At 61.8% G+C, this 21,090-nt stretch carries 21 protein-coding genes; 10 read left to right on the forward strand and 11 right to left on the reverse strand.

Annotated elements, in window-relative coordinates:
* Window positions 1-134 precede the first annotated feature (134 nt).
* Window positions 135-1,538 carry a DNA repair protein RadA gene (gene radA / locus PYH37_RS16845; RefSeq protein WP_280732626.1) on the reverse strand — a complete coding sequence of 468 codons (1,404 nt, stop codon included), beginning with the start codon at window positions 1,536-1,538 and terminating at the stop codon, window positions 135-137.
* 142 nt (window positions 1,539-1,680) lie between these two features.
* The gene (gene alr / locus PYH37_RS16850; protein WP_280732627.1) at window positions 1,681-2,820 is read right to left on the reverse strand and encodes an alanine racemase; all 1,140 of its coding nucleotides are present in this window, start codon (window positions 2,818-2,820) and stop codon (window positions 1,681-1,683) included.
* A 151-nt stretch (window positions 2,821-2,971) separates the two neighbouring features.
* Between alr and PYH37_RS16855 the strand changes: the two genes are divergently transcribed.
* From PYH37_RS16855 to PYH37_RS16865, 3 genes are all read left to right on the forward strand, one after another.
* Window positions 2,972-3,829 carry an AraC family transcriptional regulator gene (locus PYH37_RS16855; RefSeq protein ID WP_280732628.1) on the forward strand — a complete coding sequence of 286 codons (858 nt, stop codon included), beginning with the start codon at window positions 2,972-2,974 and terminating at the stop codon, window positions 3,827-3,829.
* 122 nt (window positions 3,830-3,951) lie between these two features.
* On the forward strand, window positions 3,952-4,605 hold the full coding sequence (locus PYH37_RS16860; protein ID WP_280736074.1) for an AzlC family ABC transporter permease: 654 nt from the start codon (window positions 3,952-3,954) through the stop codon (window positions 4,603-4,605).
* Window positions 4,602-4,907, forward strand: a complete 306-nt coding sequence (locus PYH37_RS16865) for an AzlD family protein (RefSeq protein ID WP_280732629.1) — start codon at window positions 4,602-4,604, stop codon at window positions 4,905-4,907. The genes PYH37_RS16860 and PYH37_RS16865 overlap by 4 nt, the downstream gene beginning before the upstream one ends.
* Before the next feature lie 126 nt (window positions 4,908-5,033).
* Here PYH37_RS16865 and PYH37_RS16870 read toward each other — a convergent pair whose 3' ends face one another.
* The 6 genes from PYH37_RS16870 to PYH37_RS16895 all read right to left on the reverse strand — a co-directional run bounded on the left by PYH37_RS16870 (window position 5,034) and on the right by PYH37_RS16895 (window position 10,778).
* Window positions 5,034-6,533, reverse strand: coding sequence for a replicative DNA helicase (locus tag PYH37_RS16870; RefSeq protein WP_280732630.1), 1,500 nt, complete (start codon window positions 6,531-6,533; stop codon window positions 5,034-5,036).
* Window positions 6,534-6,914: 381 nt separating this feature from the next.
* Window positions 6,915-7,490 carry a 50S ribosomal protein L9 gene (rplI, locus tag PYH37_RS16875; protein ID WP_280732631.1) on the reverse strand — a complete coding sequence of 192 codons (576 nt, stop codon included), beginning with the start codon at window positions 7,488-7,490 and terminating at the stop codon, window positions 6,915-6,917.
* Window positions 7,491-7,525: 35 nt separating this feature from the next.
* Complete coding sequence (locus PYH37_RS16880) at window positions 7,526-8,479, reverse strand: YybS family protein (protein WP_280732632.1); 954 nt, start codon at window positions 8,477-8,479, stop codon at window positions 7,526-7,528.
* Window positions 8,480-8,677: 198 nt separating this feature from the next.
* Complete coding sequence (gene rpsR / locus PYH37_RS16885; protein WP_012707461.1) at window positions 8,678-8,926, reverse strand: 30S ribosomal protein S18; 249 nt, start codon at window positions 8,924-8,926, stop codon at window positions 8,678-8,680.
* 24 nt (window positions 8,927-8,950) lie between these two features.
* Entirely contained in the window at window positions 8,951-9,400 is a 450-nt protein-coding gene (rpsF, locus tag PYH37_RS16890; RefSeq protein ID WP_280732633.1) for a 30S ribosomal protein S6, read from the reverse strand.
* A 334-nt stretch (window positions 9,401-9,734) separates the two neighbouring features.
* Window positions 9,735-10,778 (reverse strand): aldo/keto reductase, encoded by a 1,044-nt coding sequence (locus tag PYH37_RS16895; RefSeq protein ID WP_280732634.1) that lies wholly within the window; start codon window positions 10,776-10,778, stop codon window positions 9,735-9,737.
* A 346-nt stretch (window positions 10,779-11,124) separates the two neighbouring features.
* Between PYH37_RS16895 and fabD the strand changes: the two genes are divergently transcribed.
* From fabD to gmk, 7 genes are all read left to right on the forward strand, one after another.
* Window positions 11,125-12,069 (forward strand): ACP S-malonyltransferase, encoded by a 945-nt coding sequence (gene fabD, locus PYH37_RS16900; protein WP_280732635.1) that lies wholly within the window; start codon window positions 11,125-11,127, stop codon window positions 12,067-12,069.
* Window positions 12,070-12,095: 26 nt separating this feature from the next.
* Complete coding sequence (gene fabG / locus PYH37_RS16905) at window positions 12,096-12,833, forward strand: 3-oxoacyl-[acyl-carrier-protein] reductase (protein WP_280732636.1); 738 nt, start codon at window positions 12,096-12,098, stop codon at window positions 12,831-12,833.
* 336 nt (window positions 12,834-13,169) lie between these two features.
* Window positions 13,170-13,406: an acyl carrier protein gene (locus PYH37_RS16910; protein WP_003531676.1), complete on the forward strand. Its 237-nt coding sequence runs from the start codon at window positions 13,170-13,172 to the stop codon at window positions 13,404-13,406.
* A gap of 219 nt (window positions 13,407-13,625) precedes the next feature.
* A complete protein-coding gene (fabF, locus tag PYH37_RS16915) occupies window positions 13,626-14,891 on the forward strand; it encodes a beta-ketoacyl-ACP synthase II (RefSeq protein WP_280732637.1) in 1,266 nt (421 codons plus the stop codon).
* 306 nt (window positions 14,892-15,197) lie between these two features.
* Window positions 15,198-16,376 (forward strand): endolytic transglycosylase MltG, encoded by a 1,179-nt coding sequence (mltG, locus tag PYH37_RS16920; protein ID WP_280732638.1) that lies wholly within the window; start codon window positions 15,198-15,200, stop codon window positions 16,374-16,376.
* 188 nt (window positions 16,377-16,564) lie between these two features.
* The gene (locus tag PYH37_RS16925; protein ID WP_280736075.1) at window positions 16,565-17,452 is read left to right on the forward strand and encodes a YicC/YloC family endoribonuclease; all 888 of its coding nucleotides are present in this window, start codon (window positions 16,565-16,567) and stop codon (window positions 17,450-17,452) included.
* Between the two features lie 3 nt (window positions 17,453-17,455).
* On the forward strand, window positions 17,456-18,115 hold the full coding sequence (gene gmk, locus PYH37_RS16930; protein WP_280732639.1) for a guanylate kinase: 660 nt from the start codon (window positions 17,456-17,458) through the stop codon (window positions 18,113-18,115).
* A 44-nt stretch (window positions 18,116-18,159) separates the two neighbouring features.
* Here the strand turns inward: gmk and rsmA are convergent, their stop codons facing one another.
* From rsmA to PYH37_RS16945, 3 genes are read right to left on the reverse strand one after another with little or no spacing between them, the layout of a single operon-like run.
* A complete protein-coding gene (gene rsmA / locus PYH37_RS16935) occupies window positions 18,160-18,984 on the reverse strand; it encodes a 16S rRNA (adenine(1518)-N(6)/adenine(1519)-N(6))-dimethyltransferase RsmA (RefSeq protein ID WP_280732640.1) in 825 nt (274 codons plus the stop codon).
* Window positions 18,984-20,012, reverse strand: coding sequence for a 4-hydroxythreonine-4-phosphate dehydrogenase PdxA (gene pdxA / locus PYH37_RS16940; protein WP_280732641.1), 1,029 nt, complete (start codon window positions 20,010-20,012; stop codon window positions 18,984-18,986). Before pdxA ends, rsmA begins: the two co-directional genes overlap by 1 nt.
* Window positions 20,013-20,023: 11 nt before the next feature.
* Entirely contained in the window at window positions 20,024-20,962 is a 939-nt protein-coding gene (locus PYH37_RS16945; RefSeq protein WP_280732642.1) for a SurA N-terminal domain-containing protein, read from the reverse strand.
* Window positions 20,963-21,090 lie beyond the last annotated feature (128 nt).

A 21,090-nucleotide genomic window follows, 5' to 3' on the forward strand; every position in this document is an offset into this window, starting at 1 on the left:
ACTCCGACCCCGTCTTGACTCGGGTCTTACCAAGCTTACCTGCCGCCGGCCTTGTGCGCTTGCGCTTAGAAGACCTTTCCACGACCGTCGCCAAACCGCACTGCTTCGAGGCGCTTCGGTCGTGGCCAAATCTATCAGTCCTCGTCCTCCGCCCGCTGCAGTGCGCGCCGCGATCCCGCAATGCGCGCCACCAGATCGGGCAGGCTCTCCATCTCGCTCCACCGGCCGTTGCCGTTCTTCGGCAGCTCGGTCGATGCAGACGGCAATACGGCCTGGGAGAAACCGAGCTTCTCGGCTTCCTTGAGACGTTGAGCGGTATGCGCAACCGGCCGGACGGCGCCCGACAAGCTGACTTCGCCGAAATAGACGCAATCGGCCGGAAGGGCAAGCCCGGCGAGCGACGAAACCAGTGCGGAAGCGACTGCCAGATCAGCCGCCGGTTCGGAAATGCGGTACCCTCCGGCGACATTGAGATAGACGTCGTGCTGGCCGAGACGAACGCCGCAATGAGCTTCAAGTACGGCGAGGATCATCGAGAGCCGCGCCGAATCCCAGCCGACGACGGCACGGCGCGGTGTGCCGAGCGACGTCGGCGCGACGAGCGCCTGCACCTCGACCAGCACCGGCCGTGTGCCTTCCATTCCGGCAAAGACGGCCGCGCCTGGCGATTTTTCGTTGCGCTCTCCGAGAAACAGTTCCGACGGATTGGCAACCTCGCGCAAGCCTTGGTCCGACATCTCGAACACGCCGATCTCGTCGGTCGGTCCGAATCGGTTCTTCACCGTTCTCAGGATGCGGTAGTGATGGCCGCGGTCTCCCTCGAAGTAGAGCACGGCATCGACCATGTGCTCGACGACGCGGGGGCCGGCGATCTGGCCTTCCTTGGTGACGTGGCCGACAAGAACGACCGCCGTGCCCGTCTGCTTGGCGAAGCGGATCATCGCCTGCACCCCGGTGCGGACCTGCGTCACTGTCCCGGGTGCGGAATCGACGATATCGCTCCAGAGCGTCTGGATCGAATCGATGATGACAAGGTCCGGTCGCTTGCCTTCGGAAAGCGTCGCCAGGATGTCCTCGACATTCGTTTCCGCGGCAAGAAGCACGTCGCTGTCGGCGGCACCGAGCCGCTGGGCGCGCAATCGCACCTGAGCGACGGCCTCTTCGCCCGACACGTAGATCACGCGATGCTTGCGGCGGGAAAGTGCTGCCGCCGCCTGCATCAGCACGGTCGATTTGCCGATGCCGGGATCGCCGCCGACAAGCAGCGCCGAGCCGCGCACGAAACCGCCGCCGGTCACGCGGTCGAGCTCGGATATGCCCGTCTCGATACGCGGTGCATCCTCGATGTCGCCGGAGAGGGTGGTGAGCGCCACCGGCCGCCCCTTCTTAGGCGCGCGCGACGGGCCGCCGCCGATGCCGGCCGTCGGATCATCTTCAATGATCGTATTCCACTCGCCGCAGCCTTCGCACTTGCCCGCCCAGCGGGAGTGGACGGTGCCGCAATTCTGGCAGATGAATTGGGTGCGGGCTTTCGCCATCGGGACTAGCTTTCGAATATTTAGGCAGCGATCAGCGTCGGTCGACGCCAGAGAATCATCATGAGCCGTCACATAATGCCGCGAAACGCGGGTTGAAAGGGTGATTTTCGGCGGCCGTCTTTCGCAGGGCGAGGCGCGGCTCTCAAGCGCCGCCGATATAGCTCCGGTGATAACGATGCCCGAGGCTCGTCAGCAGTTCGTAGCCGATCGTGCCGCCGGCACGCGCCACGTCGTCGATTGCGACGTTCCGGCCGAAGAGCTCGATATAGTCGCCTGCGCGGACAGCCTTTTCCGGCAGGTCGGTGACATCGAAGAGGCTGAGGTCCATCGTGACCCGGCCGACATGCGGCACCCTCCTGCCGTGCAGGAACCCGAAGGCGCCGGAAGGCATCGCCTGCCTGAGTGTAACGCCGCCGCCCGAAAGAGAACGGTGGTAGCCGTCGGCATAGCCGATCGCCACGGTTGCTATGCGGCTGTCACGGATGAAGCGTGCCGATGCGCCATAGCTCGCGGTGCCACCGGAAGGAACCGTGCGCACCTGCAGGATACGCGCTTCGGCGGTAACGACCGGCTTCATCGGGTTAATGGCGCCGTTCACGGCTTCGCCGCCATAGACCGCAATGCCGGGGCGTGTAAGATCGAAATGGTATTCCTTGCCAAGAAAAACGCCGCCGGAGTTCGCCAGGCTTGCAGGCACATCTTCGAAGGCGGCGGTCGCTTCCCGGAAGCGTTGAAGCTGATAATGATTCGTCGGGTGCTTCGGATCGTCGGCGCAGGCGAGATGGCTCATGATCAGTACAGGCGAGAAGCTTGCCGGCCGCGCCGGGTCGTGGGCTAGCGCAACCGCCTCCTCGACCGACAGCCCGAGCCGGTTCATGCCCGTGTCGACGTGAAGCACGCAAGGATGATCGCCCCGCTCCGAAAGCGCTGCCATGAAGACGGCGAGTTGTTCCTCCGAATTGATGATCGGCACGAGGTCGTTGGCGAAGAAGAGTTCCTCGTTGCCCGGCCACATGCCGGCAAGAATATAGATACGCCCGTCCGGCACGAGCGGGCGGAGCTCGACGCCTTCCTCTGCAGTGGCCACGAAGAAATCGCGCGCGCCTGCCGCGTAAAGGGGAGGTGCCGCATGGGCGACGCCAAGCCCGTAGGCGTTGGCCTTGAGAACGGCGGCGGCACGAGCCTTGCCCGAGCGCTCGTCCATCGTCCGCCAATTGTCGGCCAGCGCGGAGAGATCAATGATGAGCCGGTTGGAGGCGGCGAGAAATTCGGGGCTGTGCATAGCGGGAGCTCTTCGTGGGCGATACCGCAGCAATACATCCAAGCGTCGAGAGCCGCAAACCGCCTTGGTGAAGACGCTGGTCTGCCTACTCCGAATGTGCCGAGCACTTTTGTTCAAGACGAGCGGCCGCGCTGTAGGTAGGATTTGATCAATGCACACGATCTCTCAGGAACAGGCTATCGAGGCCATGCCGCTTAAGGGGACCGAGCAGACCCGCTTCTGGCGGGACGCTCGGTTCAAGGGCATGGAGTGCCTGAGTGCAACCTTCATCACCCACGAGTTTGCGCCACACGCACATGACACGTTCAGTATCGGCGCCATCGAGGCGGGCTCGCAGATCAGCACCATCAAGGGCGAGCGCTCACAGACAGGGCCGGGGGATCTCTATCTCATCAACCCGGACGAGATTCACGATGGCCATCCGGGCCTCGACGGCTATCGCTACCGGATGATCTATCCATCCGTCGAGCTGCTGGTGGAGGTGCTCGAGGACGTGACCGGCCGTCCTTTCCGCGGGACGCCCTGTTTCTCGCGGCTTCTGCTGAGGGATCCGGAGCTTGCCGCCGCGTTTCACCGTGCGCACCGGGCGCTCGATGCAAAGGCCGGCGCGCTGGAGGCCGATGAAGGGATGTTCAGCTTCCTGGCACGGATGTTCCAGCGGCACGGCAGCGCCATCATCCTTCCCGTGGAGACGCGGGAGCCCTCCGCCGTTCATCGCGCCCGGGACTATCTCGTCGCCAACTACGCAAGCGACATCGGTCTCGACGAGCTCGCGAAAGTGGCTGGCCTCAGCCGTGCGCATCTGATCCGCGCTTTCCGGAAGGAATTCCATATCACGCCGCATGCCTTCCTCACGGACAAGCGCGTGCGTGAGGCAAAGACGCTGCTTCGTCAAGGCTGGTCCGCGGTCGACGTAGCCTATCATTGCGGCTTCGCGGATCAGGCTCACTTCAGCCGTCACTTCAAGGCGAGAACCGGCGTCAGTCCGGGCGCCTTCCGGGCAGGCTGATCACTTTCGTTCAAGACCTGGGCGCCGCCGTCGCCTATCAGCACTCCGTAAGTAAAAAAACGGAGGTCGTGGACGTGAAGAGGGCAGAGATCTTTCAAGAGTTTTCCGGCGGTGTCAGAGCCATGGCCCCGCTCATCGTCGCCGTGATGCCGATCGGGCTCGTCTTCGGGGCCGTCGCGGCAAGCAAGGGCCTATCCAGTCTCGAAGTAACGCTGATGAGCGCGCTGGTCTTTGCCGGCGGTTCCCAATTCGTGGCTATGGATATCTGGTCTCATCCGGCGTCGTGGGTGGCGCTTGGTTTTTCGGCTCTGCTAGTGAATATCCGCCATGTGTTGATGAGCGCCTCGATCGGCACAAAGATGCCGGCATTCTCCGGTCCAGCAAAATACGCCGCGATGCTGCTCCTCGCCGACGAGATCTGGGCGATGGCCGAATTTCGCGCGGCTCGGACACGGCTGTCTCCGGCCTGGTACGCAGGGCTTGCTGTGCCGTTCTATTTCGTCTGGGTGCTGGCAAGCCTTGCCGGCTCAATCGTCGGCGCCTTCCTCGGTGACCCGAAAGCGATTGGACTCGATTTTGCCTTTCCGGCCGTCTTCATCGTGCTGGTGATGGGCTTCTGGAAGGGACGGGAGAACGGCGCCGTGCTTGGCGCGAGCGCAACGGCCGCGGTGGTCGTGCATCAGCTTCTGCCTGGCGTCTGGTACATCGCAGCCGGGGCCGCCGCCGGAGTCGTTGCGACCCTGCTGACGGGCTGGCGCCGCGAGGCCTGCGCATGACGCTCGATCCCAATGCCTTCCTCGCGATCATGGCGATGGCCACGGCCACGGTGCTGACGCGCGTCGCGGGACTCGTGCTCATCCGCTTCGTCGCCATCGGGCCGCAGCAGAAGCGCGCATTGGAGGCTATTCCGCCGGCCGTGCTGATGGCCGTCATCGCGCCGACCGCACTCGCCACCGGACCGGCCGAGTCGCTTGCTGCATTAGCGACGGCGCTCGCCGCGACTAGACTGCCGCTGCTTGCCGCCGTTGCGGCAGGCGTATTTGTGGTGGCGATCGCCAGGGCACTGATCGGAGCATGAACGTTGCCACTGCTCCCGGGGTGAATGCGGGCATGGATTCGCAGTTTGCCGCGAGTCTCCTTCGCCCCGATTGCTGGGAGAAGGTGGCCGGCAGGCCGGATGAAGAGCAACTTTCTTCTGTCCGGCTCAGTGCTCGTACTGTGTGAACGACGGATCGGCGAGGTCGGTGAAGCGCGTGAATTCCGACTGGAAGGCGAGCTTCACGGTGCCGGTCGGCCCGTGGCGCTGCTTGGCGATGATCACATCGGCCGTGCCCTTCACCTGTTCCATTTTCATCTTCCACTCTTCGTATTTCGGGTCGAACTCGTCGCGCGGCTCCATGTTCTTCACGTAGTATTCCTCACGGAATACGAAGAGCACCACGTCGGCGTCCTGCTCGATCGAGCCCGATTCGCGGAGATCCGAGAGCTGCGGCCGCTTGTCTTCGCGGCTTTCCACCTGACGCGAAAGCTGTGACAGCGCAATGATCGGCACGTTGAGTTCCTTGCCGAGTGCCTTCAGGCCGGTGGTGATTTGCGTTATTTCCTGCACCCGATTCTCGCTGGATTTTCCCGAGCCGGTCATTAGCTGGATATAGTCGACAACCAGAACGTCCAGACCCCGCTGTCGCTTCAGGCGCCGGGCGCGGGCCGAAAGCTGCGCGATGGAGATGCCGCCGGTCTGGTCGATATAGAGCGGCACCTTCTGCATCATCTGCGAGCAGGCCACGAGCTTTTCGAAATCGGCTTCTGAAATATCGCCTCGACGGATCTTCGAAGACGAGACTTCCGTCTGCTCGGAAATGATACGGGTGGCGAGCTGTTCCGACGACATTTCCAGCGAATAGAAACCGACCACGCCACCGTTCTTCGCTTTCATCGATCCGTCGGCCTGCACCTCGCCCTCGTAAGAAGCGGCGATATTGTAGGCGATGTTGGTGGCGAGCGATGTCTTACCCATGCCGGGACGTCCAGCCAGAACGATCAAGTCCGACCGCTGCAGGCCACCCATCCGGGCATCGAGAGAGTGGATGCCCGTGGAGATGCCGGAGAGGCTGCCGTCCCGCTCGAAAGCCGCGCCCGCCATATCGATAGCGAGCGCCACCGCGTCGTTGAACGACTGGAAACCGCCGTCGTAGCGCCCTGTCTCGGCGAGTTCGAACAGGCGGCGTTCGGCATCCTCGATCTGGCTCTGCGGCGGCATGTCGAGCGGCGCGTCATAAGCGATGTTGACCATGTCCTCACCGATGGTGATCAACGAACGGCGCAGCGCAAGATCATAGATTGCGCGCCCATAATCTTCCGCATTGATGATCGAAACGGCCTCCGCCGCGAGGCGAGCAAGGTATTGTGCCACCGTCAGGTCACCGACCTTCTCATCGGCCTTGAGAAAGGTCTTGATCGTCACCGGGTTGGCGGTTTTGCCCATGCGGATGATGTCGCCCGCGACCTCAAAGATGCGGCGGTGCAGCGGCTCGAAAAGATGGACCGGTTTCAGGAAGTCCGATACGCGATAGAAGGCATCGTTGTTGACGAGAATGGCGCCGAGCAGCGCCTGTTCGGCTTCCAGGTTATTTGGCGCTTCGCGATAGTGCTGGTCCGCCTGATCCTTGGCCAAGGGAGCGAGCTTGCGCGCTGCGTCGTTCATCGTCTGTCCGTTTCCGCGTGTGATTCTTCTGAGCTATCCCGTGTGCTTTCTGCGCCCTCACGAGTCTAGTGTAAGCGTGCAACAGTGCCGAAGCATGCAACCCCACCCACTGCCTTTGCCCGTTGTTCGACTGATTCACAGGGGCAGTGTCGAGGCGCCGAAAAAATATCCATCGCCGGGCAGTGGCGGTTGACGGCGTGAGTGCTGGCAACGTACCTGATTCGCATTCAAACGTCCCTTCGCAACCGTCGTCTAAGTCGACAAGGCCGCTGAATCACCATCGTGCGTGTGCGCGTAGATGCGCTTCACTGCCGCCGCTCGCTGCAAATAAAAAGGCCCGGATCCAAGGATCCGGGCCTTTTTCGTGTATGCCTTTGAGGTTTATTCTTCTTCAGTTTCGAATTCGACTTCCGGATTGAAGAAGTCTTCCGGCTTCAGGGCGTCTTCGTCGACGCCGTAGATCGCGTCGGCCGAGGTCAGGCTTTCGCCCTTGGCCTGGCGCTCGGCTTCCTCAGCCGAACGGGCGACGTTGACTTCGATGACGACATCGACTTCCGCATGCAGGTGCAGCGTGACCTTGTGGACGCCGATTGCCTTGATCGGCTGGTTAAGGGCGACCTGGTTGCGGTTGATGTTGAAACCTTCCGCAGCCAACATGTCGACGATGTCGCGAGCCGCAACCGAGCCGTAGAGCTGGCCCGTTTCGCCCGCGGAGCGGACGATGACGAGGGACTTGCCGTCGAGCTTTTCCGCGATCTTCTGGGCTTCCGACTTGCGCTCGAGATTGCGGGCTTCGAGCGTTGAGCGTTCGGATTCAAAACGGGCCTTGTTGGCGGCGTTGGCGCGCAGAGCCTTGCCGAGCGGCAGCAGGTAGTTGCGTGCAAAGCCGTCGCGAACCTTTACGGTTTCGCCCATCTGGCCGAGCTTGGCGATGCGTTCGAGGAGAATGACTTCCATTTTCGATTCCTTTCAGTTTGGCGTTGTTTCGTTGGTCAGTTTTTTCCTGTCGGCGTGACCGCGATGGTGCGTCGCGTGTCGATTAATCCGGACAGGAGGAAGAAGACGGCCGGGATCGTGAAGACGAACACCGACAGATATGCGATCCACAGCACGGGAAGCCGCCACGACTTGCCGCGCGTGCGGAAATGGAAGGAGGCAAAGCCCGAGAGCAGGAAGCCCGCTCCGAACGTGCCGCAGATGAGAGCGCCGATTACCGCCGGAGCTCCGCCGACAAAGGTGAGAATGAGGCCGGCAAGAAAGACGAAGATGGCGTTGCGGTGCATCCTGAGCGCGGAGGGGATATCCTCGCGCGGGCGCAGCGATTTCCCGGACATCTGCACGATGCGGGTCGCGAGATAATATGCTGAAAACAGCATCAGCACCCAGATCGCACCCTGCACGAGCGGCAAGGCAAGCATGAACATCGATTTGATCTGGGTGACTGCGGCAGCATCCGGATTGTAGAGCGGCTCCTGCGCCTTCACCGCATCGATCACCGTGTCGATCATCAGGTCGGAAACGCTGGAATCATATCCGACGATGTAGCCGACGATGATCATTCCAACCGTAACGAGCCCGGATAGATGGCTGAGGATGTCGGAGAGCGGATACCATGCGAGCGCGCCCTCCGGACCGCCGAGCTCAGAGGCCGGGCGTGCGAGATTGGCGAGATGGCTGAGCCAGCCGGCCGGAACGAGGGTCACGACCAGGATCAGCAGCGCGAAATAGGCGGACGACAGCGCGGCGGCCGCGGCTCCCGCAGCAACAATCGCTGTGATCGCGGCCGCGTTGCCCCAGCCGAGCCCGGCAATCAGGATCGGCAGCGCGGAAGCGGCATAAAGGACGATTGCCAGGGACGACTGCATGTTCGCGCCCATCGACAAGAGGGCGGCGGTAATGCCGGCGAGCGCGCCGGTAAGCAGCGATGTCCTGGTCCAGTTCTGCACGTTCGCTGTCCTGCTTCAAACGCAGTTAGGGGCTGCCGTCGGCTAAAGGCCCCAACATGGGATTTTGGCGCGGTTCATGCGCCGGTTCCGATCCGCGCCCACCGCGGAAGGGAGTGGTCGAGGCGCTCACCCGAAAGGAGCGCCTCGACGCAGAGTCGGCTTCCGTGGGTCAGGCGACCAACGGAACGTCAATTCGCCTTACGATACGACGTAGGGCAGCAGGCCGAGGAAGCGAGCACGCTTGATCGCCTGAGCGAGTTCGCGCTGCTTCTTCTGGGAAACGGCCGTGATACGGGACGGAACGATCTTGCCGCGCTCGGAAATATAGCGCTGCAGGAGGCGGACGTCCTTATAGTCGATCCGCGGAGCGTTTGCACCCGAGAAGGGGCAGGTCTTGCGGCGGCGATGAAATGGGCGACGTACCGGAGCGGAAGAAACTTCAGCCATTGTCTTTATCTCCTAAGCTTCGGGTTACGCGCGGTCTTCGCGCGGGCGGCGCGGACGGTCTTCGCGGTCGCCACGGTCCGGACGCGGACCACGATCGCCGAAACCACCACGGTCCGGACGGTCGCCGTCGCGGCGCGGGCGATCGTCGCGATCACGCTTCTGCATCATCGCAGACGGGCCTTCCTCGTGCTTCTCGACGGCGATCGTCATGTAGCGGAGGATGTCTTCGTTGATGCGCATCTGGCGCTCGACTTCGTGGACCGCCGGTGCCGGAGCATCGATATCCATGAGAACGTAGTGAGCCTTGCGGTTCTTCTTGATGCGGTAGGTGAGGGACTTCAGGCCCCAGTTTTCGACCCGACCGACCTTACCGCCGTTCGCTTCGATGACGCCCTTGTACTGCTCGACGAGGCCATCGACCTGCTGCGGCGTGATGTCCTGCCGCGCCAGGAATACATGTTCATAAAGAGCCATTGTGGCTTGCCTTTCTTGCGTTAATCAGCCCGGACCTCGGCGGCTAAGCCTCAACGACTGTTCTATGAGCTGCACTGCAGCCGGCAAGAAAGTGTTGTATCGAGACGGTCGAGAGCGGAGACACGGGAGGCCGGAATACCTTGCATTCCTAGCGGCTTCCGAAGCGGAAACCAGCCCTCCGTTCAGCCACCAGCCAGAAGACCGGGCGTTTCGAACAGCGCGCTTATACGGACTTTCCGCTGAAATGCAAGTGTAACCGGAGATCGCTGCGCAATAATCCGGAGCCTGCTCTCGGCGCCAAGGCCACTTCGCGCAAACTGGCGCGCCGATCGGGTCAGATCGGCGCCGGATACAGCCGATGCAAACGTCGGATGCCGTTCATCACGTCTTGGGAAAGCGTGACCTCAGCGGCGCCGACGTCGGTCTTCAATTGCTCCATCGAAGTCGCGCCGATGATGACCGAGGCCATGAAAGGACGGGTCAGGCAGAAGGCAAGCGCCATTTGCGCCGGGTCGAGGCCGTGCTCCCGCGCCAGCGCGACATAGGCGGCGACAGCCGGTTCCTGGTGCGGCGTGAAGCGGCCGCCGAGATCGCCGTTGATCGAAAGACGCGAACCTGCAGGCTTCGCTCCGCCGAGATACTTCCCGCTCAGAAGGCCGGCCGCGAGCGGCGAGTAGGCGAGTAGGCCCACGTCTTCGTGATGGGACAGTTCCGCCAGATCGAGATCGTAGGTCCGATAAAGCAGGTTGTATTCGTTCTGGATCGTCGCGACGCGCGGCAGTCCGTATCTCGCCGAAAGGTTGAGCATCTTCATCGTGCCCCAGGCGGTATCGTTCGAAAGCCCGATCGCGCGGATCTTGCCAGCCTTTACGAGATCGTCGAGTTTGCCGAGAATCGCTTTCAGATCCGCGGTGACTTGCTCCTTGTCCTGTTTGGACGGGTCGTAGGACCATGCATTGCGGAAATGATAGTGGCCGCGGTTCGGCCAATGAATCTGATAGAGGTCGACGTAATCGGTCTTTAACCGCTTGAGGCTGGCATCGAGGGCTTCGGCGACGCTCTCCGGCGTTATCGGTCCGCCATTGCGGATGTAAGGACGGCCAGAGCCGGCGACTTTGGTTGCGAGCACCACATCATCGCGCCGGCCGCGCGCCGCCAACCAGTCGCCGATGACGCGTTCCGTATTGCCGTAGGTTTCCGCCGAAAGCGGTGTAGTCGGATAGAGTTCGGCCGTATCGATGAAATTGACGCCGTGTTCGAACGCGTAGTCGAGCTGCCCGTGGGCCTCAGTCAACGTATTCTGCGAACCCCAGGTCATCGTGCCGAGGCAGATTTGCGAGACTTTTATGCCGGTGTGGCCGAGCATGCTATAGCGCATGAGATGACGCTCCTTGTGATCGCGGATCCGCGCCGGCGGGAGGGAAAGGCGCACCGCTGAGAATGAGGTGAAAGGCCACAGCCCAAAAGATGTCGGGAGGGCGCGGCGACAATGCGGGAGCAAACTTACGCTTTGACTGGCGAAGATCAAGGGTAAAAGCCTGCTGACGACCAGCAAAGCCCGGCCTGTGCGCTTGACTCACCGTCCAGGAATGTGAATGGAGAGGAAAACGTAAGCGGGGTCAGGAAAGCGTGGATGTCGCGCACGCCTCGTTCTGGACAAGAGAATCGATCATGACGGTCTTGGTCGCGCCGAGTCGATCGTGATCCAGGGAAGGGGCACTTCCATGAGCATTGCATTCACGTTCCCCGGTCAGGGCAGTCAGGCTGTCGGTATGGGCAAGGATTTGGCGAATGCCTTCCCGGAAGCCGCGGCTGTCTTTGCCGAGGTCGACGAGGCGCTCGGTGAAAAGCTCTCCGAGATCATGTGGAACGGCCCGGAGGAAACGCTGACGCTGACGGCGAACGCCCAGCCGGCGCTGATGGCAGTTTCCATGGCGGTGATCCGCGTCCTGGAGGCCAAGGGATTGGATCCGAAGACCAAGGTCTCCTTCGTCGCCGGTCATTCGCTTGGCGAGTATTCGGCGCTCTGCGCAGCGGGAATGTTTTCGCTTGCCGATACGGCGCGGCTTCTGCGAATCCGCGGCAATGCGATGCAGGCGGCAGTTCCCGTGGGCAAAGGCGCCATGGCGGCCATTATCGGCCTGGAGCACGCTGATGTCGAAGCGGTTTGCCGTGAAGCTTCATCGCTTGGGCCATGCCAGATCGCCAACGACAATGGCGGCGGGCAATTAGTGATCTCGGGCGAAAAGCAGGCGGTAGAAAAGGCGGCCGCGCTCGCGTCGGAGAAGGGGGCCAAGCGCGCGCTGATGCTTCCCGTTTCGGCGCCGTTCCATTCCTCTTTGATGGCGCCGGCGGCGGATGCCATGCGCGATGCGCTTTCCGACGTCGAAAAGCGCGACCCGGTGGTGCCTCTCATTGCGAACGTCCTCGCCGCGCCCGTCAGCGATGCTGGCGAAATCGCGAGATTACTCGTCGAGCAGGTGACCGGCCAAGTGCGTTGGCGCGAGACGGTCGAGTGGTTCGCCGGCAACAATGTGACGACTCTTTATGAAATTGGCTCGGGCAAGGTGCTGACGGGACTTGCCCGGCGGATCGACAAGACTGTCAACGGCATTGCCGTCAATACGCCCGCCGACATCGACACGGCGCTTGCCGCCCTTCTGGGCTGAGCGCCCCAGTTATAAGGAAGAAATCCATGTTCGATCTTTCCGGCCGCAAGGCTCTTGTCACCGGCGCATCCGGTGGTATCGGCGAGGAAATCGCCCGCCTGCTGCATGCTCAAGGCGCCGTTGTCGGCTTGCATGGGACCCGCGTCGAAAAGCTCGAGGCCCTTGCCAACACGCTTGGCGAGCGGGTCAAGCTCTTTCCGGCAAACCTGGCCGACCGTACCGAAGTCAAGGCGCTCGGCGAGAAGGCGGAGGCCGAACTCGGTGGAGTCGATATCCTCGTCAATAACGCCGGCATTACCAAGGATGGCCTTTTCGTCCGTATGAGCGATGACGATTGGGACAACGTCCTCGAGGTCAACCTGACGGCGGTTTTCCGCCTGACCCGCGAACTGACCCATCCGATGATGCGTCGCCGTTTCGGCCGCATCGTCAACATCACCTCCGTTGTCGGCGTGACCGGCAATCCGGGCCAGACCAACTACTGCGCTTCGAAGGCCGGCATGATCGGCTTTTCCAAGTCGCTCGCGCAGGAAATCGCCACCCGCAACGTCACCGTCAACTGCGTTGCCCCGGGATTCATCGAAAGCGCGATGACGGGCAAGCTCAATGACAAGCAGAAGGAGGGCATCATGACTGCCATCCCGATGCGGCGGATGGGAACCGGCGCTGAAGTCGCATCTGCGGTCGCCTACCTCGCTTCGAACGAGGCGGGTTACGTCACCGGTCAGACCATCCACGTCAACGGTGGCATGGCAATGATCTGATCCGGCGTCGAGCGGTGTGGTTGTCTGCCGTTTGGGCTCCCCTACATAACCCGCTTCGGCGACTTTACGTGTTGATGCCAAATGCCTGAAATTCAATGTTGAGCAAGCAGATGTCGGGCATTTTCGCACTTTGCGACAGACATAAACCGTGTTAATCGGGCCATGACTGTGCGCAGTCGACCGGCCCGGCCAGGTTGTCCGGCAGCCCCGCTGCCATGGGTTTCCGCGGACACGGTTGGATGGATTGCCCGTTGGACCATCTTGGTCTATCAGGCTTGATTGAGTACCGGTGCCCAGAATGGCGCCGCAGATAAACAAAGGTCGAGGAACTCCGACATGAGCGATATCGCAGAACGCGTGAAGAAAATTGTTATTGATCATCTTGGCGTTGACGCCGAAAAGGTCAGCGAAGGCGCTAGCTTCATCGATGATCTCGGCGCGGACTCGCTCGACACGGTCGAACTGGTCATGGCATTCGAAGAAGAATTCGGTGTCGAGATTCCGGACGACGCAGCGGATTCGATTCTGACCGTTGGCGACGCCGTCAAGTTCATCGAGAAGGCCCAGGCCTGATTCTTTGTACGGCTAAGGCCGTCGACGGGCCGCCTTGTGCGGCCCGCACAGCCTAGGGAAGTGGGCTGGCCTGCGTCGACCGCGGGTTCTCGATCAGCAAAGCGTTCCCGCCTTTCCTCTGGTCGCTGCTAGAATATTTACTACGGATAAACGGATCGGGCTCGTCACGCGTGGTCCGCTCCGGCTCTGGAGTTGAACAGTCAGGGTGGGTCACGGGTTATGAGACGTGTCGTTATCACCGGTACCGGCATGGTATCGCCTTTGGGTTGCGGAACCGAGGTCAGTTGGTCGCGACTTGTCGCCGGCCAGAATGCCGCCCGCAGGGTTACCGAATTCGAGGTCGAGGATCTCCCCGCCAAGATTGCCTGCCGCATCCCCTTCGGCGACGGCGCTGATGGCAGCTTCAATGCCGACGATTGGATGGAGCCGAAGGAGCAGCGCAAGGTCGATCCCTTTATCGTCTACGCGATGGCTGCCGCCGACATGGCGCTGGCGGACGCCGGCTGGAAGCCGGAGCGCGACGAGGATCAAATTGCGACCGGCGTGCTGATCGGTTCCGGTATCGGCGGTCTGGAGGGCATTGTCGATGCCGGCTATACGCTCCGCGACAAGGGTCCGCGTCGTATCTCGCCCTTCTTCATTCCCGGCCGCCTGATCAATCTTGCCTCCGGCCAGGTTTCCATTCGCCACAAGCTGCGCGGCCCAAACCATTCGGTCGTCACGGCCTGCTCGACGGGCGCGCATGCGATCGGAGATGCAAGCCGGCTGATCGCGCTCGGCGATGCCGATGTGATGGTAGCGGGCGGTGCCGAATCGCCGATCTGCCGCATCTCGCTCGCGGGCTTTGCCGCGTGCAAGGCGCTTTCGACCCAGCATAACGACAATCCCGAAAAGGCGTCGCGTCCCTATGATACCGATCGCGACGGTTTTGTGATGGGCGAAGGCGCGGGCATCGTTATTCTGGAAGAGCTGGAGCATGCGAAGGCGCGCGGCGCGAAGATCTATGCCGAAGTGGTCGGCTACGGCCTTTCCGGGGATGCTTTCCATATCACCGCTCCGTCCGAGGACGGCGACGGCGCTTACCGCTGCATGCAGATGGCATTGAAGCGCGCCGGCCTGAAAGCTTCCGACGTCGACTATATCAACGCCCACGGCACCTCCACCATGGCCGACACGATCGAACTCGGCGCTGTCGAGCGGCTGGTCGGCGACAGCGCGCCCAACATATCCATGTCTTCGACCAAGTCGGCGATTGGGCACCTGCTCGGAGCTGCAGGCGCGGTCGAGGCCATCTTCTCCGCCTTGGCGATTCGCGACAACGTCGCCCCGCCCACCCTCAATCTCGACAATCCTTCGGCCGAGACGAAGATCGATCTGGTGCCGCATGTGGCGCGCAAGCGCGAAATCAATGTGGCATTGTCGAACTCCTTCGGCTTCGGCGGCACAAACGCGTCGCTGGTTCTGCGCCGATACAACGGCAATTGATGGCGAGGATCATTCACGGATCGGCTCTGATTCGGGGGAGGCATGAGCGGAAAACCGTTTCACGCTTTTTCATCCCGTTCAGAGCTGGTCGGTGATCCTGCTTTTTGCCGCAATGCTCGCTACAAGCTGTCGATGGAAAGGTGCCGCCTTGGGTGTCGCCACCAAAGGGCTATGTTCGCGCAAGGCACATCTGACAATTGTAGAATATCGATTGCTCTGACACATTCACGCTTGCTGTCGGTCTAAGCCGAAATTCGCACCGGCGGCAGTTCGATTGAAGTGGCGAATTTCGGATTCGGGATCATCGTGAGCGACTCAAGCGACAACAGCGCGGCGCAATTCGGCCGCAATGAAACCGGGAGCAACGGGCCGATCATTCCGAAATCGGCAAGCGAGGCTTTGCGCCCGGAAAAGGTTCCGCAACCGCCCAAGCGTTCGCGCAAGGCGCGCAGCCAGGTCGTCATCTTTCTCAACTTCCTGATGACCGTAATCGTTTTCGTGGCGCTGGCGGCTGCCGGGGCCGTCTATTATGCGATGCACGAATATGAAAAGCCGGGGCCATTGGAAGCAAACAAGAACTTCATCGTTCGAAGCGGTGCCGGCGTCAGCGAAATTGCCAGCGGACTCGAGCGCAACAACATCATCTCGGACAGCCGCGTCTTCCGCTTCGTCTCCGAAGCCTATCTCGATGACGAGACGCTGAAGGCGGGCGAATACGAGATCAAAGCCCGGTCCTCGATGCAGGAGATCATGCAACTGCTGAAGTCCGGCAAGTCGATCCTCTATTCCGTTTCGCTGCCTGAGGGGCTGACCGTCAAGCAGATGTTCCGCCGGCTTGCTGACGACACGGTTCTTGCCGGTGATCTGCCGCAGGAATTGCCGCCCGAAGGTTCGCTCAAGCCGGACACCTACAAGTTCACCCGTGGCACGAAACGCGGCGAAATCGTCCAGCAGATGATCGCGGCGCAGGAAGCGCTGGTCGGGCAGATATGGGAGAAACGCGATCCGAACCTGCCTGTCTCGACGATTGAGGAGTTCGTGACGCTGGCCTCCATCGTGGAAAAGGAAACGGGGCGGGCGGACGAACGGCCGCGGGTTGCCTCCGTCTTCATAAATCGCCTGGAGAAAGGCATGCGGCTGCAGTCGGATCCGACGATCATCTATGGTATCTTTGGTGGCGACGGCAAGCCGGCGGATCGACTGATCCTGAAGTCGGACCTCGACAAACAAACGCCGTACAACACCTATCTTATCAAGGGGTTGCCGCCGACACCAATCGCAAACCCGGGCCGCGCGGCGCTGGAAGCGGTAGCCAATCCTTCGCGCACCCCGGAACTCTATTTCGTCGCCGACGGCACCGGCGGGCATGTCTTCGCCGCGACGCTCGACGAACACAACGCGAACGTTCGGCGTTGGCGAAAGATTGAAGCAGAGAAGGCGGCAGAGGCGGCGAAGGCCGCCCAGGATGCTGTAACCGCCCAATAGATCACAAGCTTGATCGAGTCTGATAAGTTAGAGCGGGATGCGGCGGAAAACCGCGCATACTTGCTCATCCCGCTCTACGCGCAGTAACGACCGGCTGCATTGTGGATGGCTTGACGGCGGCGTGGATATCCCTTGCGGGATGCCGCGCCGCCGCCTTATTGCTTCTGCGAAACCGAACGGAGGAAATGATGCCGCTCCAATCGATGACCGGCTTTGCCAGGAGAGAGGGGAGCACCGGGCGTTACCGTTGGGCCTGGGAATTGCGGTCGGTCAACGGCAAGGGGCTCGATATTCGGCTTCGACTGCCGCAAGGACTCGAGCGCTTCGAGCCTGACTGTCGGCGTCTTGCTTCGGAGTATTTCTCCCGTGGCAATTTGCAGATCGGCCTGTCCGTCAGCAGTGGCGAGGCGGCGGTCGAAGCCGTCGTCAATCAGGGTGCCTTGTCCGCCGTCTTGAAGCTCCGCGAGCAGCTCGGTGAACTGGTCGATCCGGCGCCGCTCAAATTCGATACGCTGCTTTCGATTCGAGGTATCGTGGATTTCCGCGAGCCGGAGGAAAGCGAGAACGATCGCACCGCGCGCGATGCCGACATCCTCGCCGGCTTGGAACAGGCCCTTGCCGACCTCCGGGCGATGCGGGAGGAGGAGGGACGTGGGCTCGGGCAAATCCTGCTCGCGCACGTGGACAGGATGGAGCGCCTGACGACGGTGGTTGAGAACGACCCATCGCGCAGCCCGTCAGCCATTGCTGAAAGGCTGGCGCAGCAGGTCGCGCTCATCATGGACGGCGCCGCTACGCTCGACCGCGAAAGGCTGCATGCGGAGGTGGCGTTGCTTGCGACCAAAGCCGACCTCCGCGAAGAGATCGACCGTCTCGGCTCGCATATCGCGGCAGCGCGCGATCTGCTTGCAAAGGGCGGGCCGGTCGGCCGCAAGCTCGATTTCCTTGCACAGGAATTTAACCGCGAATCGAATACGATCTGCTCGAAATCGAATGCTGCCGCAGTCTCGGCCGCCGGTATCGAATTGAAGGTGGTCATCGACCAGTTCCGCGAACAGGTTCAGAATCTGGAGTAAGACATGAAGCCGGCGACCGTTTCGCCCATCAAGATTGCCCGTCGCGGATTGATGCTCGTGATTTCGTCGCCCTCGGGCGCCGGGAAGTCGACGATCGCGCGCAATCTACTCGAAGCCGATCCGGAACTGAGCATTTCGGTGAGCGTCACGACGCGCGCGCGACGCCCGAGTGAGATCGAGGGACGGCATTATTATTTCAAGTCGATCCGCGAATTCGAGGCGCTTCGAGCGACGGACTCGCTGCTCGAATGGGCAGAGGTGCATGGCAACTTCTACGGCACGCCGCGCGATGCCGTGGAGGCCGCGATGGCTGAAGGCCGTGACATGCTCTTCGATATCGACTGGCAGGGTGCTCAGCAATTGCAGGAGAGGATGGCGGGCGATGTCGTCTCGATCTTCATCCTGCCGCCGTCCATGGCCGAGCTGCAGTCGAGGCTGCATCGTCGCGCCGAAGACAGCGAGGAAGTCATTGCGACCCGGCTCGCCAATTCGCGGGCGGAGATCGAACACTGGCGGGAGTACGACTACATCGTCATCAACGATGACCTCGATCGAGCATTCTCCTCCGTTCGAGCGATCGTCGAAGCTGAGCGGCTGCGCCGCGACCGGCGGCCCGGCCTTTTCGAGTTCGTCAACGGGCTCCTGACGGAAAATCCCTTCTAGCCAATAACCTGATTTCAAGTCTGTTCGCGCTTTGACTGTGCCCCTCAAATGGAATTGGCCAGCCGGCAGAACTCTTCCACTGTCAGCGTTTCGGCGCGGCGTTGCGGATCGATGTCTGCCTTTGCAAGTAGCGCCTCGCCACCGAGTGGCTTCAGGCTTTGGCGCAACATCTTCCGGCGCTGCCCAAAGGCAGCGTGGGTCACTTTCTCGAGGGCCGAAGCGGCGCAGGGGATCGGATTGTCGATCGGTTCGAGATGAACGACCGTGGAGGTTACCTTCGGCGGCGGCGTGAAGGCTTGCGGCGGAATGTCGAACGCCAGGCGTGCCCTTGTCCGCCAGCCACAGAGGACACCGAGGCGGCCATAGTGGTCGTCGTCGGCGCTCGCGACGATCCTGAGGCCCACTTCGCGTTGGAACATGAGCGTCATCGACTGCCAGAAGGGCGGCCAGCGCTCCGGCAGCAGCCAGTTGACGAGGAGTTGCGTGCCGACATTGTAGGGGAGGTTGGCGATGATGCGTACTGGCCCCTCGGCCAGCGTCTCGAACGGCACCTTCAGCGCGTCGGCCTCGATGACGTCAAGCCGGCCCGGATAATGGGCACTGATTTCGGCAAGGGCCGGCAGGCAGCGCGCGTCGCGTTCGATAGCGACGACCTTCTTGGCTCCAAGCGCGAGAATCGCCCGCGTGAGACCGCCGGGACCGGGCCCGACTTCAATGACGGTCACGCCGTCGAGCGGACCGGCTGTGCGTGCAATCTTCTGGGTAAGATTGAGATCGAGCAGGAAGTTCTGTCCAAGTGCCTTCTTCGCGTCGAGACCATGGCGCTGGATCACATCGCGAAGCGGCGGCAGACCGTCGAGTGCTGCCATCAGCGAGGCATCCCTTCTGCATTGTCGGCAAGTTCCGCCGCCAGGCGCAGTGCCGCGAGAAGACTATCCTCGCGTGCAACGCCTTTCCCCGCAAGGCTGAAAGCCGTGCCGTGATCCGGCGATGTTCTGATGAACGGCAGCCCGAGCGTGACATTGACGCTGTCGTCGAAGCCGAGCGCTTTCGCCGGTATCAACGCCTGGTCATGGTACATGCAGATCGCGACGTCGTAGATTTCTCTCGCTCGATCGTGGAACATCGTGTCGGCCGGAAGCGGGCCGACAACATCCAATCCCTCGGCGCGGAGCCGGTCGATGACGGGGCGTATGACAGCGTCGTCTTCTAGGCCGAGCGCGCCCCCTTCGCCCGCATGCGGGTTGAGGCCGGCGACGGCCAGACGCGGCGCTGTCAGGCCGAAGCGGCTTCTAAGATCCGCAGCCGTGATCGTGCAGGTCCGGTAGATGAGCTCCGGCGTCAGTTCACCGGGGACGTCCTTCAGCGGAATATGGATGGTCACGGGAACTGCGCGCAGCTTCGGGCCGGCCAGCATCATCACCGGCATGACGAGCAGCCCTGTGGCTTTCGTGGCGAGGTCCGCGAGATATTCGGTATGTCCCGGGAAACGAAAGCCTGCCTCGTAGAGTACGGCCTTCGCGATCGGATTGGTGACGACGGCTGATGCCTCGCCCGCCATCACGAGGCGGACGGCTATATCGATCGCATCGGTGACGGCCGAAGCATTGGCCGCATTCGGTTGACCGGCGACAACGGCTGCGGGGCAGGGGATCGGCAGCACGGGCAAGGACTCAGAGAAGGCCGAGTGCGCTTCGAAACAGTCGGTTTCCCTTATCTGCACAGTTTGACCGAGAGCCTTCGCACGTGCCGAGAGCACCGAAGGGTCGCCAATGAACAGGAAGGGCGGCGTCGGCCGCGTGACCCGGCTTGCCCACACGGCAAGGCTGATATCCGGGCCGATCCCAGCCGGATCGCCCATCGTCAGGGCGATTGGCCTGCCGCTCGTCTTGTCCATAATGGCCCGTGTTACTTGTTGACGATCTGCGCCCTTTCGCGCAGTTCCTCCAGGAATTTCACGCTGTTCGGATCTTCTCCGCCGGCCTTTTTCTTGCCGAGGTCTTCCGTGCGGAAGACGATTTCGGCGGCCGTATCGTCGTTGACCTGGCGCTTTTTGCAGATCGCCAGATACTCGACGCCTTTTTCCGTGACGCGCGTTCCAGTCGTCATGCCGTCGCCGGCCTTTTCGACAAGCGGCTTCCACTCCTCCGGCAATTGCGGCGCGAGCAGGCGGCCGAGATTGCGGATCGATACGTCACGGTAGTTTGCTGCAAAAGCCTTGGATGTTTCGCAACCGGGGAACTGCGAGCGCGAAGCATTCGCTTCCGCCTGCCGCTTCGCCGTGATCGCGCCGCGCTTTGATTCCGGAATGACGAAGATGACCTGCTGGAGGAAATATTCCGTCGTCACGGGCTTGTTGCCGCCGCTCTCCATCATCCGTTTGACGAGGTCGCCACCGGAAAGGCGGCCGGCGTTGCCATAGCGAAGATTCACAACGCGCGGCCAGCTCATCTGAATGGCGATATACTGCTTGAAATGCTCGGCCCCGACACCGGCTTGGTCCAGAACCTTGCCGAGCTGTTCCGGCGAAAGCTTGTTTCCTGCGGCAAAACGCGCATACGCAGCGTCAACATCCGCCGTGCTGACGGATTGCTGGACGCGGGCGATCTCGCCGCGTTTCAGCACTTCATCGATGAGCTGTTGCTTCGCCGCCTCTGCGCCGCCGCTTTGCCGCTGAAGGCGAAGGAACGCCGCGCGCTTGGCGATATCGCTCGAGGTGATCACCACGCTGTTGACGATCACCTTCACTTGGCTCGCGGCCTGCGCAACCGCTCCCACGGCAACACTCAACGCTCCAGCGAGCGCCAGCGCCGAGAGCGTCCTCAAGATCGAGATTTTCCCGCCCATGATCTTTCCTTGTTCGTCCCGCGCTTCATCCGCCTGCGGCCTTCTGTCGGGCCGCCAGCCCGCGCTTACCCTAATGTCGAGGGAATGCATAATACATGCGGCTAAACAATGACAAGACCGCATGAACG

The organism is Sinorhizobium numidicum, assembly GCF_029892045.1.
GTDB lineage: Bacteria > Pseudomonadota > Alphaproteobacteria > Rhizobiales > Rhizobiaceae > Sinorhizobium > Sinorhizobium numidicum.

Coding starts and splice junctions, on each gene's coding strand:
- radA (WP_280732626.1), bottom strand. CDS start 1,538: ATGGCGAAAGCCCGCACCCAATTCATCTGCCAGAATTGCGGCACCGTC.
- alr (WP_280732627.1), bottom strand. CDS start 2,820: ATGCACAGCCCCGAATTTCTCGCCGCCTCCAACCGGCTCATCATTGAT.
- PYH37_RS16855 (WP_280732628.1), top strand. CDS start 2,972: ATGCACACGATCTCTCAGGAACAGGCTATCGAGGCCATGCCGCTTAAG.
- PYH37_RS16860 (WP_280736074.1), top strand. CDS start 3,952: ATGGCCCCGCTCATCGTCGCCGTGATGCCGATCGGGCTCGTCTTCGGG.
- PYH37_RS16865 (WP_280732629.1), top strand. CDS start 4,602: ATGACGCTCGATCCCAATGCCTTCCTCGCGATCATGGCGATGGCCACG.
- PYH37_RS16870 (WP_280732630.1), bottom strand. CDS start 6,533: ATGAACGACGCAGCGCGCAAGCTCGCTCCCTTGGCCAAGGATCAGGCG.
- rplI (WP_280732631.1), bottom strand. CDS start 7,490: ATGGAAGTCATTCTCCTCGAACGCATCGCCAAGCTCGGCCAGATGGGC.
- rpsR (WP_012707461.1), bottom strand. CDS start 8,926: ATGGCTGAAGTTTCTTCCGCTCCGGTACGTCGCCCATTTCATCGCCGC.
- rpsF (WP_280732633.1), bottom strand. CDS start 9,400: ATGGCTCTTTATGAACATGTATTCCTGGCGCGGCAGGACATCACGCCG.
- PYH37_RS16895 (WP_280732634.1), bottom strand. CDS start 10,778: ATGCGCTATAGCATGCTCGGCCACACCGGCATAAAAGTCTCGCAAATC.
- fabD (WP_280732635.1), top strand. CDS start 11,125: ATGAGCATTGCATTCACGTTCCCCGGTCAGGGCAGTCAGGCTGTCGGT.
- fabG (WP_280732636.1), top strand. CDS start 12,096: ATGTTCGATCTTTCCGGCCGCAAGGCTCTTGTCACCGGCGCATCCGGT.
- PYH37_RS16910 (WP_003531676.1), top strand. CDS start 13,170: ATGAGCGATATCGCAGAACGCGTGAAGAAAATTGTTATTGATCATCTT.
- fabF (WP_280732637.1), top strand. CDS start 13,626: ATGAGACGTGTCGTTATCACCGGTACCGGCATGGTATCGCCTTTGGGT.
- PYH37_RS16925 (WP_280736075.1), top strand. CDS start 16,565: ATGCCGCTCCAATCGATGACCGGCTTTGCCAGGAGAGAGGGGAGCACC.
- gmk (WP_280732639.1), top strand. CDS start 17,456: ATGAAGCCGGCGACCGTTTCGCCCATCAAGATTGCCCGTCGCGGATTG.
- rsmA (WP_280732640.1), bottom strand. CDS start 18,984: ATGGCAGCACTCGACGGTCTGCCGCCGCTTCGCGATGTGATCCAGCGC.
- pdxA (WP_280732641.1), bottom strand. CDS start 20,012: ATGGACAAGACGAGCGGCAGGCCAATCGCCCTGACGATGGGCGATCCG.
- PYH37_RS16945 (WP_280732642.1), bottom strand. CDS start 20,962: ATGGGCGGGAAAATCTCGATCTTGAGGACGCTCTCGGCGCTGGCGCTC.